This window comes from Sphingomonas sp. (assembly GCF_035490575.1).
Taxonomy (GTDB): domain Bacteria; phylum Pseudomonadota; class Alphaproteobacteria; order Sphingomonadales; family Sphingomonadaceae; genus Sphingomonas.
In genome coordinates, this window is the sequence record NZ_DATJLI010000118.1 from 1 (window position 1) to 15149 (window position 15149).

Annotated in this window: 17 protein-coding genes and 1 pseudogene; 6 read left to right on the forward strand and 12 right to left on the reverse strand. The window is 67.0% G+C overall.

From position 1 onward, the window contains the following. Positions 1–106: 106 nt before the first annotated feature. Positions 107–682, reverse strand: a pseudogene (locus VL973_RS08825) (type III PLP-dependent enzyme domain-containing protein); the annotation flags it as partial. Further along, positions 679–2193, reverse strand: a complete 1515-nt coding sequence (locus VL973_RS08830) for an acyl-CoA ligase (AMP-forming), exosortase A system-associated (RefSeq protein ID WP_325283654.1) — start codon at positions 2191–2193, stop codon at positions 679–681. The gene VL973_RS08830 and the pseudogene VL973_RS08825, both read right to left, overlap by 4 nt. Before the next feature lie 49 nt (positions 2194–2242). Here VL973_RS08830 and VL973_RS08835 point away from each other — a divergent pair, with 49 nt between their 5' ends. The 4 genes from VL973_RS08835 to VL973_RS08850 are packed head-to-tail and all read left to right on the forward strand — an operon-like array spanning position 2243 to position 5042. Beyond that, a complete protein-coding gene (locus VL973_RS08835; RefSeq protein WP_325283655.1) occupies positions 2243–3241 on the forward strand; it encodes a GNAT family N-acetyltransferase in 999 nt (332 codons plus the stop codon). Between the two features lie 33 nt (positions 3242–3274). Then, positions 3275–3550, forward strand: a complete 276-nt coding sequence (locus VL973_RS08840) for a phosphopantetheine-binding protein (protein ID WP_325283656.1) — start codon at positions 3275–3277, stop codon at positions 3548–3550. Positions 3551–3588: 38 nt separating this feature from the next. Next, positions 3589–4254, forward strand: coding sequence for an alpha/beta hydrolase family protein (locus VL973_RS08845; RefSeq protein WP_325283657.1), 666 nt, complete (start codon positions 3589–3591; stop codon positions 4252–4254). Further along, positions 4242–5042 carry a hydrolase 1, exosortase A system-associated gene (locus VL973_RS08850; protein ID WP_325283658.1) on the forward strand — a complete coding sequence of 267 codons (801 nt, stop codon included), beginning with the start codon at positions 4242–4244 and terminating at the stop codon, positions 5040–5042. Before VL973_RS08845 ends, VL973_RS08850 begins: the two co-directional genes overlap by 13 nt. 18 nt (positions 5043–5060) lie before the next feature. Here VL973_RS08850 and VL973_RS08855 read toward each other — a convergent pair whose 3' ends face one another. From VL973_RS08855 to VL973_RS08885, 7 genes are all read right to left on the reverse strand, one after another. Further along, positions 5061–6185 (reverse strand): RcnB family protein, encoded by a 1125-nt coding sequence (locus VL973_RS08855; RefSeq protein WP_325283659.1) that lies wholly within the window; start codon positions 6183–6185, stop codon positions 5061–5063. Positions 6186–6319: 134 nt separating this feature from the next. Next, the gene (locus VL973_RS08860; protein WP_325283660.1) at positions 6320–6802 is read right to left on the reverse strand and encodes a GAF domain-containing protein; all 483 of its coding nucleotides are present in this window, start codon (positions 6800–6802) and stop codon (positions 6320–6322) included. Between the two features lie 28 nt (positions 6803–6830). Continuing rightward, positions 6831–7079, reverse strand: a complete 249-nt coding sequence (locus tag VL973_RS08865) for a hypothetical protein (RefSeq protein WP_325283661.1) — start codon at positions 7077–7079, stop codon at positions 6831–6833. A gap of 52 nt (positions 7080–7131) precedes the next feature. Next, the gene (locus tag VL973_RS08870; protein ID WP_325283662.1) at positions 7132–7437 is read right to left on the reverse strand and encodes a polyhydroxyalkanoic acid system family protein; all 306 of its coding nucleotides are present in this window, start codon (positions 7435–7437) and stop codon (positions 7132–7134) included. Between the two features lie 4 nt (positions 7438–7441). After that, entirely contained in the window at positions 7442–7867 is a 426-nt protein-coding gene (locus VL973_RS08875; RefSeq protein WP_325283663.1) for a VOC family protein, read from the reverse strand. 84 nt (positions 7868–7951) lie between these two features. Continuing rightward, positions 7952–8299 (reverse strand): hypothetical protein, encoded by a 348-nt coding sequence (locus VL973_RS08880; RefSeq protein ID WP_325283664.1) that lies wholly within the window; start codon positions 8297–8299, stop codon positions 7952–7954. A gap of 209 nt (positions 8300–8508) precedes the next feature. Continuing rightward, a complete protein-coding gene (locus VL973_RS08885) occupies positions 8509–10335 on the reverse strand; it encodes an AMP-dependent synthetase/ligase (protein ID WP_325283665.1) in 1827 nt (608 codons plus the stop codon). Positions 10336–10476: 141 nt separating this feature from the next. Here VL973_RS08885 and VL973_RS08890 point away from each other — a divergent pair, with 141 nt between their 5' ends. Continuing rightward, positions 10477–12204 carry a gamma-glutamyltransferase family protein gene (locus tag VL973_RS08890; RefSeq protein ID WP_325283666.1) on the forward strand — a complete coding sequence of 576 codons (1728 nt, stop codon included), beginning with the start codon at positions 10477–10479 and terminating at the stop codon, positions 12202–12204. A gap of 6 nt (positions 12205–12210) precedes the next feature. Here VL973_RS08890 and fghA read toward each other — a convergent pair whose 3' ends face one another. Genes fghA through VL973_RS08905 form a run of 3 tightly spaced genes read right to left on the reverse strand, consistent with a single transcriptional unit; the run spans position 12211 to position 14575 of the window. Beyond that, on the reverse strand, positions 12211–13053 hold the full coding sequence (gene fghA, locus VL973_RS08895; protein ID WP_325283667.1) for an S-formylglutathione hydrolase: 843 nt from the start codon (positions 13051–13053) through the stop codon (positions 12211–12213). Then, positions 13050–13442 (reverse strand): VOC family protein, encoded by a 393-nt coding sequence (locus VL973_RS08900; RefSeq protein ID WP_325283668.1) that lies wholly within the window; start codon positions 13440–13442, stop codon positions 13050–13052. Before VL973_RS08900 ends, fghA begins: the two co-directional genes overlap by 4 nt. A 20-nt stretch (positions 13443–13462) precedes the next feature. Continuing rightward, entirely contained in the window at positions 13463–14575 is a 1113-nt protein-coding gene (locus VL973_RS08905) for an S-(hydroxymethyl)glutathione dehydrogenase/class III alcohol dehydrogenase (protein ID WP_325283669.1), read from the reverse strand. 191 nt (positions 14576–14766) lie between these two features. On the opposite strand from VL973_RS08905, the gene VL973_RS08910 reads away from it, so the two are divergent. Continuing rightward, on the forward strand, positions 14767–15144 hold the full coding sequence (locus VL973_RS08910) for a hypothetical protein (RefSeq protein WP_325283670.1): 378 nt from the start codon (positions 14767–14769) through the stop codon (positions 15142–15144). The last annotated feature ends 5 nt before the right edge of the window (positions 15145–15149 follow it).

Sequence of the window (15149 nt, forward strand, 5' to 3'; positions counted from 1 at the left end):
TCTTCCTCGCGGGCGCTTATGGCTTCACTGCCAGCCCTGGCCTGTTCCTGGGGCATCCGGCGGCACGGGAAATCGTGGTCGGCTGATCGGTCAGGACCAACGTGAGGCCCGCCGCCACGATCGCGCGGACCAGATCGGGCACGCGCGCCGCATCGATGCCGAAGGGGGACGCCCGCCCGCCCATCTTCATGCCCGACCCTTTCAGGTCGAAATCGGGATTGACCCGCACCGCCAGCCGGGGGCGCAGCCCCAGCCGGTCGCCGATCGCCAGCGCGCGCCATGCCTCCCCCTGCGATTCGAGGTTCAGCGTCGCGCCCGCCCGAATCGCGGCGGTCAGTTCGTCATCTCGCTTGCCGGGTCCGGCAAAGCTGATGACCGATGCGGGCTTCACCGCCAGCGCGCGCGCCAGTTCGCCGCCCGACGCCACGTCCAGCCCGTCGACCAGCGGCGCGATGGCGGCCAGCACCTGCGGGTGCGGATTGGCCTTGATCGCATAATGGATGTCGAGCCGCTGCGGCATCGCCGCGCGCAGCCGCGCCAGCCGCGCGCGAACCTCGCCCATGTCATAGACGAACAGCGGCGTGTCGCCGGCCACACCAATCCAGTGTTCGGCGTCGTGGCCGGCGATCATCAGCGTATCGCCGTCCGCGAAATGCGGCGGAATCGGGCCCATGGGCTTCATGCCAGTATCTCCGCCTTCACGCCCGACCGGTCGAGCTTGCCATTGGCGTTGCGCGGCAGGGCGCCCCGCCATTCGTAACGGTGCGGCTGCATGAAGCCGGGCAGTTCGCGCTTCAAGCGTTCGCGCAGCCGCGCTTCCGCTGCCCCGGCATCACCGCGCGCGCTGGCGACGACGACGATCGCCTGCCCCAACCGGGGATCGGGCACGCCCAGCGCCACCGCCTCCCCCGCCTCGCCCCCAGCCAGCACCGCTTCCTCGATCTCGGTCGGGCTGATGCGGTTGCCCGCCGATTTTATCATCTCGTCATCGCGCCCCACGAAGCGCAGCAGCCCCGCCTCATCGGCGATCACGGTATCGCCCGACCACACCGCCATGCCGCCATATTCGGCCCATGCGGGCGCGGGGCGAAAGCGCAGCGCCGTTCGCTCGGCATCCCGCCAATAACCTTGCGCGACCAGCGGCCCGGCATGGACCAGCTCGCCCGCCTCCCCCGGCGCGGCGCGGGTGCCGTCAGGCCGCACCACCATCACTTCGGCAAAGGGGATGGCGCGGCCGATCGAATCGGGATGCGCGTCGACCAGCGCCGGATCGAGATAGGTCGAACGGAACGCTTCGGTCAGGCCATACATCGGGAACAATCGCGCCGCCGGGAAGCGTTCCCGCAGTGCGCGCACCATGCGCGGCGTCAGCGCGCCGCCCGAATTGGTCAGCCGCTTCAGCCGCGCCGCAACCTCGACGGGCCAGTCGCTGTCGAGCAATTGCACCCACAAGGGCGGCACCCCGGCCAGACTGGTGGCATCGAAACGCTCGACCGCCTTCACCACGTCGCGCGCCGTCAGGTAATCGAGGGGGATGACGCTGGCCCCCGCCGCCCAGCTTGAGAATAACTGGTTCTGCCCATAATCGAAACTCAGCGGCAGCACCGCCAGCACCCGGTCATCGGGCGTCACGTCCAGATAATGCGCGACGCTGATCGCGCCGAGCCACAGGTTGGCGTGGCTGAGCATCACCCCCTTGGGCCGCCCGGTCGAACCCGACGTATAGAGGATCGCGGCCAGCGATGCGGGGTCGGCGTTCGATGGCGACAGAGCGTCACCCCCCAGTGGCAGATCCGCTTCGTCTATGGTGCGGGCATCGCGGGGCACGTCGCCCGCCTCCAGCGTCGACAGGCGCGCCGCGCCCGCGATCAGCAACCGTGCGCCGCTGTCGGACAGGATATGCGCCACCTGCGCCCGTTTGAGCAACGGGTTGACCGGTACATGCACCAGCCCCGCGCGTGCCGCCGCCAGCGGCATGACACACGCCCCCCGCGTCTTGGCCAACCAGCTTGCCACCCGGTCGCCGGGGTTCAGCCCCTGCGCCGCCAGCCAAGCCGCCGCCGCGCCGACCGCGCCGTCCAGCTCGGCAAAGGACCAGTTGCCCGCGCGGTCGTGCAGCGCGGGCGCATCCGGCGCACCCATCGACGGCAGGTGGTCGATCGGACGCGGTTCGGGGTTTAACGCAATGCTCATCGTCCTCGCCCATAAGCCGCCACGGTAAACACTCTGATTACGAGGTTTCGTGGCAGCGGATCATGCGCTTTATACCGATCTGGATGCGGTCGCGCGCGATGCGGGCGATGCCTTGTCGCGCACCACGCAGCCGCGCCTGTATGATCGGCTCGACTGGTTCCAGCGGACGCTGGCGCATTGCCCGCCGCCCGGCCGGCCGCTGATCGCGCGCGCCCGCGACGAACGGGGTGCGGCCTGGCTGTTCCTCAGCCGACGGGGGCCGCGCGCGCAGGCGCTGGCAAGGTGGTATACGCTGGCGTTCGACGTCGTGCGATCGGGCGATGCGGACGGCGCGGTGGCCGCGCTGCCGGGGGCGTTGCGCGGCATCGGCCAGATCACGCTGTCACCGGTCGAACAGCCGGATGCGATCGTCGCGGCATTCCGGGCGGCGGGCTGGCATGTCCGCCAGACCGCGACCAGCGTGAATTGGCGAATCGCGCCGGGTGCGGACTTCGCCGCGTTCTGGGCCGCACGGCCCGGCAAGCTGCGCTCGACCGTCGCGCGCAAATCGAAAAAGGCCGGTCTTGCCATCGCCATCCATCGCGGTTTCGACGCCGCCGCATGGGACGCCTATCGCGCGATCTATGACGCAAGCTGGAAGGGGGACGAAGGCTCCTGGCCCTTCATGCGCGCGATGGCCGAGGCAGAGGGCGCGGCGGGCACATTGCGCCTGGGCATCGCCGTGCGCGACGGCCAGCCCGTCGCCGCACAACTCTGGACCGTCGAACACGACCGCGCGACGATCCACAAGCTCGCCTATCGCGACGATGCCAGGGCATATTCGCCCGGTTCGATCCTGAGCCACGCGATGTTCGAACATGTCATCACCCATGATCGCCCGGCAATCATCGACTATGGCACCGGCGATCAGCCCTACAAGGCCGACTGGATGGACGCGGCGCTGCCGCTGTGGCGAGTCGAGGCGGCGGATCCGCGCCACCCCGCCGGTCTGGCCGCAATCGCACGCGATCGTGTCGCCGCCCTTGTCCGCCGCGTGCGCGGCGGCTAGGCGCGGCAAAAAGATGATCGCAGGGAGCATCCGATGATTTCCGAACACCATGTAGAGGTGGAGGCGACGGTTCGCGGCGTGCTTCGCGACGTGCTGGGCCTGTCCGACGACCGGGTCGCGGCGTTCGATGCGATAACCCCGTTGTTCGGCGCGCTGCCCGAACTCGATTCGATGGCGGTCGCGGGCGTGCTGACCGAGCTTGAGGACCGGCTGGGCATCGTCATCGACGATGACGACATCGACGGAGAGACGCTGGAGAGCTTTGGCGCGCTGACGCGCTTTGCCGTTGCCAAGGCGGACGGCGCCTGATCGACGATTATGCCTGGAGCGGGGGGCGCGAGAACCTGTTGCGGTTCGGGCCGCAACAGGGCGAAGTCGTGCTGGCCGCGATGCCCCCGTTCGAGGAAGCGAACCGGTTGCGCGCCTTTTTCGTGACGCTGCTGCGGGCGCTGGGCGACCATGGCATCGGCGCGGCGCTGCCCGACATGCCCGGACAGGGCGAAAGCCTGCTGCCGACCGAAAAGGCGTCGCTGGACGACTGGCGCGGCGCATTTGCCGCGGCCGAGGAAAAGCTGACGCGCGCGGGCGGTCGCGTCCACATTGCGGCGATGCGCGGCGGCGCGCTGTTCGACGGTCGCGCCAATTGCCAGTCGCGCTGGCATTTCGCCCCCGTCACCGGCGCCGCGCTGGTCCGCGACATGGTCCGCGCGAAACAGGCCGCCGCGCGGGAGGCAAGTGAGCCGTTCGACCCGAAATCGATCGTTGGGGATGGTCCCCCGGTCGAACTGGCGGGCAATTGCATCAGCCGGTCCATGCTGGCCGAGTTGCAGGGCGCGGCGCCCTTTGCCGGGTCGGGCCTTCGCACGCTGCGGCTCGACACCGATACCGCGCCAGCCGATCGCAAACTGCTGGCGCGTCCGTTGTGGCGCCGGGCTGAACCGGACAACAACCCCGCGCTGGCCCGCGAACTGGCCGCCGACCTTGCCCAATGGGTGCGCCAATGCGCCGGTTGATCGCCTTTCCCTGCGGCGGCGACACGCTGGTCGGCACGCTGGATGCGGGGGAGCAGCCACGCGGGCTGCTGATCGTATCAGGGGGCAACGAACTCAGGATCGGCGCGCATCGCGGCATGGCGTTGATGGCGGCGCGGCTGGCGGAACGCGGTTATCCGGTGTTCCGCTTCGACCGGCGCGGCATCGGCGATTCGACCGGCGCCAATCGCGGATTCGAGGAAAGCGGCCCCGATATCGCCGCCGCGATCGCCGCGTTCCGTCAGGCGGTGCCGTCGCTGACGCACATCGTCGCGTTCGGCAATTGCGATGCCGCCAGCGCGTTGGCGCTGCACGACACGGCCGGGATTGATGCACTGGTCCTCGCCAATCCCTGGATCATCGAACCGTCCGGCGACACGCTGCCACCGGCAGCGGCGATCCGCGCACGCTATGCCCAGCGGTTGCGCGATCCGCGTGCATGGGGGCGGCTGCTGACCGGCGGGGTCAACCTGAAGAAGCTGGCCGGGGGCCTGTCGAAACTGTCGGGCGCTGACGGCGAACCCACGCCCGACCGGCTGGCCGGACGCGTCGCCGCAGGCCTGCTTGGCAAGCCGGTGCCGATCAACATCCTGACCGCCGCGCGTGACAACACCGCCATCGCCTTTACCGAAGCGCTGTCGACCCCGGCCTATGCCGAAGTGATCGAGCGCGCGACCGTTGCCACGCTGGACACCGACAGCCACAGTTTCCACCGGGGGCCGGACAAGGCGTGGCTGGAAGCGCGCCTGGTGGATGCGCTGACGGCCTGATCCGTCAGCGCCGCGTCATTAATCGCAATTGCACCACGCCGGACGCCGCCACTTGCGCTTGACGCGCTTGTGCGCGGGCGCGTGGTGTCGGACATATTCCTCGGTCACGACCGTTCTGGTGACGGGGCGCGACACCGTTACCGTGGTCGTCGTGGTCGGCGGATAATAAAATCCGCCGTCGACATAGCCGCCATGCGTCGTCACCGTCGTGCCATGCGGATGATAGGTGGTGACGCTGCCGTCATCGTGCCGAACCGTGCGAACGCGACGTTCGCGCACGACTTCACCGACATAAACGGGGTCATAGCCATCGCCATGATCCTCACGCGCGACCCGGACCTCGCCCGGCAGGGGCTGAACGACTTCGCGCTCAGGCCCGAAGGCCGGGACCGGATAGGGCGCACCGTGCCGATCGGCGTGATGACGCAGTGGCGGCGGCGGGGGGGGCTGACGCCGCGCGTCCTCGCCCCGGTCGATCGCAGCCCCGGCCACGGCACCCACGCCCCCCCCGATCAAGGCACCGGGCAGGCGATTGCCGCGCCCCGCCACCAGCGCACCGGCGGCGGCGCCGACCGCGCCGCCGGCGACCGCGCCGCCCACACCGTCATCGCGCCGCGCGGGCGGCGGTGGGGGCGGCGGCGCGCCGGCATCGGCGCGTTCATAATAGCCCTGGTCATACAGGTCCGCACGATACGGCTGGTCGAAATCGCGATAAGCGTCGCCGTCACGATCCCACGCGACCCCTCGCACGCTGTCGTGCACCCGGCCATAACTGTCGATCATCACGGCATCGTCATAATAACGATACCAGCCATAGCCCGGCGGCGGCGCGGTCAGGCCATAGGCACCAAAATCCGCGATCTGGAAACGAGAATCAATCCAGTAGCGCGGCAAGCTCCACCCGCGAACCGGCGGGCGATAGGCGTCCCAGCCGCCCGGCGCGCGCCAGCCGCCAACCCAGCGATTGTCGAAGCGATCGCCCCACCGCCTGCCGTTGTCCCGGTGGTCACCGGGGCGGACATGCGCGCCGGCATGGGCCGGTGCCTGAAGCCGAGGCGCGGGCGCGGGAGCACGCTGTCCGGCGGTTTGCGCCGCCAGTGCGGCGGGTGCCGCGCCGGTTGCCAGCGCGGCGATCAGCAACATTCGCATCGGCCCCATGGCCTCCCTGTCAAGACCCATCGATCCAGGTGCAACGGCGCACATGGTTGATGGTTTCTTAACCTAGCCGCCCGCAAGTCGCGAATCCGTGTAGCGCCGGGCATTGTCCCATGCCGGGATCAGGCGATACGCGCAGCCAGCAGCGCCATCATTGCTTCGCAGCCGGCGGCGTCCTCCGCATCGAAGCGCGCGGGGCTGGGGCTGTCGAGGTCGAGCACGCCGATCAGCCGCCCGCCATGCACAATGGGCACGACCAGTTCGGAACGGCTGGCGGCATCACAGGCGATATGGCCGGGAAAGGCATGGACATCGGCGACAAGCTGCGTCTCGCGAGTCGCCGCAGCGGCACCGCAGACGCCCTTGCCGAATGGAATGCGGATGCAGGCGGCCTTGCCCTGAAACGGGCCGAGCACCAGTTCGTCATTCACGTTGCGATAAAATCCTGCCCAGTTCAGGTCCGGCAGCACCTGCCAGATCAGCGCCGCGGCATTGGCCATGTTAGCCACCGCATCGGGTTCATCGGCGGTCAGCGCATCGAGCGCGGCGATCAGGTCGCGGTAGAGGCCGGGCTTGTCGTCGGCGGCGATATCGAAATCATACATGCCCGCGCCGATAGACCCGGCGCACGCATCAGTCGACCCATGCCCCGGCGGCGGCGTAGCGATCAAGCTGACCATAGGCGACGGCGGCGGGCTGCACCGCATCGGCGCTGCCGGCCGAACGCAGGTTCGTGCCCTGATCGGGCAGCGAATATCCCGCCACGGCGCTGGCGTGCAGCGCGCCACCGGTCGCGAAGCTGCCCAGCATCATGCCCGCCGGCACGCCCAGCGTGACGACCGCGACGATCAGGACCAGCAACAGGCGCAGCAGGCGAGGCATCCGGCATTCTCCCTTTCGCCCAATAACGGGGGCATGACGGACGGGTTCCGATCTATTTCAGCAGCGACGGCCCATCCTTGGCCAGCTTGGCGCGGATCTTGTCGGCAAACAGCGCCAGCATGGGCGGCAGGTCGATCTCGGCGCGCACCCGCCCTTCCAGCAGTTCGATCTTCGCGGCAACCCGCTGGCCAAGCGCCTGCAGGGTAAAGGTCATCAGGCGATCGGTTTCCCAGTGATGCTCGACCACTTCGCCGCCGGGAATCATCGCGCCCAGCTTGCCGATGCCGCCCTCGATCCGCTGATGCAGATCGTCGTTGGAAAGCTGGTGCGGGATTTCGACCGTTACCGGTTCGCTCATCATGTCACTCCGTGGCGAAAAGTTGCGCGTCGTCGGCAAACGCCTTGAACTCCAGCGCGTTGCCGCTGGGGTCCCGAAAGAACATCGTCGCCTGTTCGCCAGGCAGGCCCTTGAAGCGGATATGGGGGGCGATGCCGAACGAAATGCCCGCCGCCTCGACCCGCGCTGCCAGCGCTTGCCAGTCGTCCATACCCAGCACGACGCCAAAATGCGGCACCGGCACGTCATGGCCATCGACGGCATTGCTGTGCCCCGCCGGCCGCGCCGCGGGGTCGAGATGCGCGACAATCTGATGCCCCATCAGGTCGAAATCGATCCAATGATCGCTCGACCGCCCCTCCCGGCATTCCAGTACGTCGCCGTAAAAGGTGCGCGCGGCGGACAGGTCGTGCACGGGAAAGGCGAGGTGGAAGGGGCGAAGCCGGGTCATGCCACCGTCCTGCCACAAGCCGTCAACAAAAGGGAGGCCGCGAACACCCGCGACCTCCCTTCATCCCTGCTGCCCTATCGGCAATCAGTAGCGCGGGACGGCAACCAGCGCCGCGATCTCCGGCTCCACCGTGACCGTGCCACGGCGCAGCACGACGCCGTCCTCTGCCATTTCCTTGATGAAATCGCTTTCGGCATCGGCGACCTCACGCTCGAATTCGCTGACGACTTCGGCCCGGTCGGCGGCGCTGTCGGCGCCCTCCAGATCATTGCGAAGCTCGCGGCGCGCTTCGGACAGGTCGGTCTTGTAATCCAGATAGTGCGAATTGCTGTCGTCGAACATACCAGCATACTTGTCACCGCCAGCGATCGCGGCGGGGGCGGCAGTCAGCGCCGCAATGGCAGCGGCGCAGGCGAACATCGGCTTGAACATCGTCTTGCTCCTCGTTCGTTGCGAACGGGGGACAGAACGGCGGACGGTGAGACGACGTTCCTTTATCGGGGGTTCAGGAAGCGCCGACCCGCACCCGGACGCCGACGATTTTGCAGGATAAGCCAGCGACTTACGCCGCCTGTCATTCGAACGATCGAATGCCCACCGCCACGACAGAACGTGCCGAACCAGCGCCCGTCCGAAACCGCTCACGCCTTGTAAAGCGCATCCAACCGCTCGCCATAGACCTGTTTCAGCACATGGCGGCGGATTTTCAGGCTGGGGGTCAGTTGCTGGTTTTCGATCGCGAACGGTTCGTCGGCGATGATGAAGCGGCGCACGCGTTCGATCTGTGACAGATCCTGGTTCACCCGTTCCACCGCCGCGCCCAGCGCCGCGCGGTAATCGGGGTTGCGCGACAAAGCCGCAAAATCGCAACTGGCGCCGCCCTTCGCGCAAAAGCTCTGCGTCCATTCGGGATCGGGAACCAGCACCGCCACCATATAGGGCCTGCGATCGCCATAGATCATCGCCTGCACGATCTCGTTCTGGAGCGTCAGCATCCCCTCGATCTTCTGCGGCGCGACATTGTCGCCCTTGTCGTTGACGATGATGTCCTTCTTGCGATCGGTGATCTTGATCCGGCCCTTGCCATCGATGATGCCGATATCGCCGGTATGCAGCCACCCGTCCTTCAGCACGCGCGCGGTCTCGGCATCGTTGCGCCAGTAACCGTGCATCACCAGTTCGCCGCGCACCAGGATTTCGCCGTCATCGGCGATCCGCACCTCGGTATTGATGAGCGGCGGGCCGACCGTGTCCATCTTCAGACCCGCCGAGGGGCGATTGCACGAAATCACGGGCGCGGCCTCGGTCTGGCCATAGCCCTGCAAAAAGGTCAGGCCCAGCGCCTGGAAGAAATTGCCGACTTCGGGGTTCAGCGGCGCGCCGCCCGAAACCATCGCCTTCATCCTGCCGCCGAACCGCCTGGCGATCTTGGGCTTGAGCAGCCGGTTGACCGCCAGCTGCGCGGGCCGGTCGCCCATCGGCGTGCGCCCGGTCGCCGCTCGCCGTCCCTCGATCGCGACCGCACGGTCGAGCAGCCAAGCGGGCACCCTGCCCTGTTTGTCGATCGCCTTGGAAATGCGCTGGCGCAGCACCTCGAACAGTCGCGGCACGACGACCATGATCGTCGGTCGAACTTCCTCGATATTGGAGGCGAGCTTGTCGAGGCCCTCCGCGTAATAGATTTCGGCGCCCAGCCCGATCGGGAAATGCTGGCCGCCGGTATGTTCATAGGCGTGGCTGAGCGGCAGGAACGACAGGAACACCTCCTCCTCCCAGCCGAAGTCCTCGCTGATGACGGTGCAGCACCCCTCCACATTGTGCAGGATCGCGCCGTGATGCTGCATCACGCCGCGGGGGCTGCCGCCGGTGCCGCTGGTATAGATGATGCAGGCAAGGTCATCGCGATTGAAAAATGCCTGCGCGGCCATGGTGTCGGCGGTGGTCGGATGATCGCCGATCAACTGCGCCCATTGATGATATTCGAGCGCGCCCGACTGGCTGACACGCAGCGGCTCGATACCGATGATATGCTGCGCGGTTCCGGCGCGAATGGCGGCGGGCAGCAGCGTGCGAGCCAGTTTCGAATCCGACACGATGATCGCCCGCGCGCCGGAATTTTCGATGATATGCTGGTGATCGCGTTCGGTGTTGGTGGTGTAGGTCGGCACCGTCACGCAACCGGCCGCCATGATCGCCAGATCACTGATGCACCATTCGGGGCGATTCTCGCTGACCAGCATCACCCGGTCGCCGGGGTTCAGACCCAGCGCCTTGATCGCGGTCGCAAGCGATGCCACCTGCGCCGCCGCATCGGCCCAACTGGTCGACGCCCATCTGCCGTCGCGCTTGGCCCACAGGAACGGCCGCTCCTTGCGCTCACGGGCGCGGGCGAAGAACATCGTCACCAGATTGGGAAAGTGTTCGAGCTTGCGCGCCATGCCGATTTCCTGCTCCTGCGCGGGCATCATGGTCGCCCGGTCATTTCGCTATTGATAGTTTGCGATAACCAAACGGCATAGCCCGACATTGCGTGCCGGGGTCCGAGCAGGCAACAACCGCCCGCAACGAAAACAAGCGCCTGCCCGGCGATCGCACGACAGGATGACGATATGCGCTTTTTCCGCCCCCTCACCGCGCTTGCGGCAACCGTCGCGCTGGTGCTGCCGGGTTGCGCGCCCGCCCCGCGCGCGGCAACGCCGGTGGCAATCGCGCCTGCCGCGCGCGAGATGTTCGTCGTCGCCGCCAATCCGCTGGCGGCGGAGGCGGGCATGGCGGTGCTGCGCCGGGGCGGCAGCGCGGTCGACGCGGCCATCGCGGTGCAGGCAATGCTGACGCTGGTCGAACCGCAAAGCTCCGGCATGGGCGGCGGTGCGTTCATGACCTATTTCGACGGCGCGAGCGGCGATGTCCGCGTCTATGACGGGCGGGAAGTGGCGCCGGCGGGCGCAACGCCGTCGATGTTCATGGGCGCCGACGGCAAACCGATCGGCTTTCGCCAGGCGGTGGTCAGCGGGCGGGCGACGGGCGTGCCCGGCGCGGTGGCCATGCTGGCGACGGCGCACCGCGCGCATGGCAAACTCGAATGGTCCACCTTGTTCGGCGACGCACAGCACACCGCGCGCGACGGCTTTGTCGTCACGCCGCGCCTGGGCCGGTTCCTGACCGGCAGCTATCCGCAGCTTCAGGCACCCGACGCGCAGCGATATTTCACGCAGAACGGCGGTCGGATGGCAGCGGTGGGCGACCGGCTGAAAAATCCTGAATATGCCGATTTCCTGGTGCGGCTGGCGGCGCAAGGCCCCGACGCGCTTTACAAGGGCCAGACCGCCGCGCGCATCGTCCAGAAAACACGCGCCGCGCCGCTGGAGGGAACGATGACGCTGGCCGACCTCGCCGCCTACAAGCCGGTCGAGCGCGAGGCGCTATGCGCGCCATGGGCTGGCTACCGCGCCTGCGTGCCGCCGCCGCCGTCATCGGGCGTGGGCATGTTGATGCTGCTCAAATTGCTGGAGCGCACCGATATCGCCAGGCGCGGGCCGACCGACCCGCAGGCATGGTATCTGTTCGAGGAAGCCAGCCGCGTGATGTTCGCCGATCGCGACCGTTATGTCGGCGATCCCGCCTTTGCCCGCGTGCCGGTGCAGGGGATGCTCGACCCCGCTTATCTCGACCGGCGCGCCGCGCTGATCGGGGATCGCGCGGGGCCGCCGCCGCGCTTCGGAATGCCCGCCGGAGCGCCCATGGTTGGTGCCGACAGCACGGCCGAACCGGCCGGCACCACGCACTTCATCGTCGGCGACGCCAGCGGGAACGTGGTGTCGATGACATCGACGGTCGAATCGATCTTCGGCACCGGCCGGATGGTCGACGGCTTTTTCCTGAACAACCAACTCACCGATTTCAGCTTTTCCCCGACCGAGGCTGATGGCGCGCCCGCCGCGAATGCCGTGGCGCCGGCAAAGCGGCCGCGTTCGTCGATGACGCCGATGATCCTGGTCGACGCCGATGGCCGGTTCGCGGGCGCGATCGGGTCGGCGGGCGGCAACGCCATCCTCCCTTATGTCGGCAAGTCGCTGGTGGGGGCCGTGATGTGGGGCCTGCCGATGCAGGACGCGCTTGCGCTGCCCAATCTGGTCGCGCGCGGTTCCAGCATGAGCGGCGAAGTCAGCAAGTTCGCCCCCGGCGTCATCGAGGGGCTGGCGGCGCGCGGTGTGACGCTGCGCCCCGGTCAGGGGGAGGATTCGGGCGTGCATGCCGTGATCGTGCGCGATGGTCGCATCGATGGCGGCTATGATCCCCGGCGCGAAGGACGCGTGCTGGTCGAACCGGCACGCTGACCCCGCTTATTTCAGCCGCGCGGCGTGCCAGCCCAAGTGATCGGCCATGAAGGTCGAGATGAAATAATAGCTGTGATCGTAACCGGGTTGCAGGCGAAAGCTCAGGTCGATCCCGGCCTTTTCACAGGCTTCGGCCAGCAGATGCGGGCGAAGCTGTTCGACCAGAAAATTGTCGGCCGCCCCCTGATCGACCAGCAGCGCATCGACGCGCGCGCCATCCTCGATCAACGCCACCGCATCGTGCCGCCGCCATGCGGCGCGGTCCTCGCCCAGATAACCGCCCAGCGCCTTCTTACCCCATGGCACCTGCGACGGTGCGACGATCGGGGCAAAGGCGCTGACCGCGCGGAACCGGTCGGGATGGGTCAGTCCGATGGTCAGCGCGCCGTGCCCGCCCATCGAGTGCCCCATGATCGACTGGCGATCCATATCGGCGGAAAACTCAGCACCAATCAGCGCGGGCAGCTCTTCGGTGACATAGGACCACATGGCGTAATGCCGGTCGAACGGCACCTGCGTCGCATCGACATAGAAACCGGCGCCCAGCCCGAAATCATAGGCGCCATCGGCATCGTCGGGCACCCCTTCCCCACGCGGGGAGGTATCTGGCGCGACAAAAATCAGCCCATGTTCGGCGCACGCGCGACGATACTCGCCTTTCTCGGTCACATTGGCAGGGGTGCAGGTCAGGCCCGACAGATACCAGACCACCGGCAACCGCGCGCCCGGCGCATGATCGGGAACATAGACCGAAAAGGTCATGTCGGTCCCCGTCGCATCCGACGCATGGCGATAGACACCCTGCGTCCCGCCAAAGGCGCGTGCGGTCGATACCGTCTCGATCGTCATGCGCCGCCCATCATTTTCAGCGCGCACAGCTTGTTGCCGTCGGGATCGCGCAGATAGGCGAGATAGATGCCGCCACGTGAACCCTTGTCGCGAATGCCCGGCGGGTCCTCGCACGCGGTGCCGCCATGGGCCAGCCCCGCCGCGTGCCATGCATCGCCCTGTTCGGGGCTGTCGACGGCAAAACCGATCGTCATGCCGTTACCGTCGCTCGCCACCTGTTTGTCCAGCGGCTCGCCCACGATCAGCATCGCGCCATCCCGCTGCCAGAACCAGCGATTGCGATCGGCGTCCTTCCAGCTTTTGGCGCCGCCCAGTGCATCCATGATCGCGTCGTAAAATCGCTTGGACCGCTCGACATCGTTGCTGCCCAGATGAACATGGCTGAACATCGTTCGCTCCCTCTACCGCTTCAGTAAACCACGACGCTACGGATGCTTTCACCCGAATGCATCAGGTCAAAGCCCTTGTTGATATCCTCAAGGTCGAGGACATGGGTAATCATCGGGTCGATCTGGATCTTGCCGTCCATATACCAGTCGACGATCCGGGGCACATCGGTGCGCCCCTTGGCCCCGCCGAACGCAGTGCCGCGCCAGTTGCGCCCCGTGACGAGTTGGAACGGGCGCGTCGCAATTTCCTTGCCCGCCTCGGCCACGCCGATGATGACGCTGGTGCCCCAGCCGCGATGGCAGCATTCCAGCGCGGTTCGCATCACCTCGACATTGCCCGTGCAGTCGAAGCTGTAATCGGCGCCGCCATCGGTCAGCGCCAGCACCTTGGCGATCGTATCCTCGCGCGACAGGCCCTTCGAGTTCAGGAAATGGGTCATGCCGAACCGGCGACCCCATTCCTCCCGGTCGGGATTGATGTCGACGCCGATGATCCGGCCCGCACCGGCCAGCTTCGCCCCCTGAATGACGTTCAGGCCGATGCCGCCCAGTCCAAACACGACGACATTTTCGCCGACCTGCACCTTGGCGGTGTTCACCACCGCGCCCACGCCGGTCGTCACGCCACAGCCGATATAACAACTCGTCTTGAACGGCGCGTCCTCGCGGATCTTGGCGACCGCGATTTCGGGCAGGACGGTGAAGTTCGAGAAAGTCGAACAGCCCATGTAATAGAAAATCGGCTGCCCCTTGTGGCTGAACCGCGTGGTGCCGTCGGGCATCAACCCTTTCCCCTGGGTCGCGCGGATCGCGGTGCACAGGTTGGTCTTGCCCGACAGGCATGACTTACACTGGCGACATTCGGGGGTGTAGAGCGGGATGACGTGATCGCCCGGCGCCACGCTGGTCACGCCCGCGCCGACTTCGCGCACGATGCCCGCGCCCTCGTGGCCCAGAACGCTGGGGAAAATGCCCTCGCTGTCATGGCCGTCCAGCGTATAGGCATCGGTATGGCAGATGCCGGTTGCCATGATCTCGACCAGCACTTCGCCCGCCTTTGGCCCCTCGAGATCGAGTTCGACGATTTCGAGCGGCTTCTTGGCTTCGAACGCGACGGCGGCGCGGGTCTTCATACCGGAGGCTCCCTGTTTCGATAGTCTCGCCATCATATGGCGCGCCCGGCGATGATTTGAACCGCTGACGATGCGCGAAACATTATTGCGTCCGATGCGCGAAACATTATTGCGTCGCGGTAAAAACGTCCCTTGCTTGTGGTCGTGTGCTCTTGACGTCACATGCTGCATAGGCGAAGCATTTTGCCCGTATGAAGCACATTCTCCCCCTCGCCGCGGCTGCCGCCGCGCTTACGCTCGCCGCCTGCAACAATGAGCCGGAGGTGATCGATACCCGCCCACGTGATCCATATGCCGCGGAACTCGCCAATGCCGCGCCGGTCGAACTGCCGCCCGCGATGAAGGCGTCGGTTTCGTTCCGCTGCAAGGACAACAGCCTGCTGTATGTCGATTTCTTCCAGGGCGACAAGCTCGCCAACCTTCGCACCGAAAAGGGCGGCACGCCGGTTGCGCTCAGGGCCGAGGAAGCGGGCCAGCCGCTGACCGGCGAGGGTTATTCGCTGACCGGCGATGAAGAGAACATTACCGTCACCATGCCTGAAAAGGGCGAGTTGACCTGTCACGTCTGAACGCG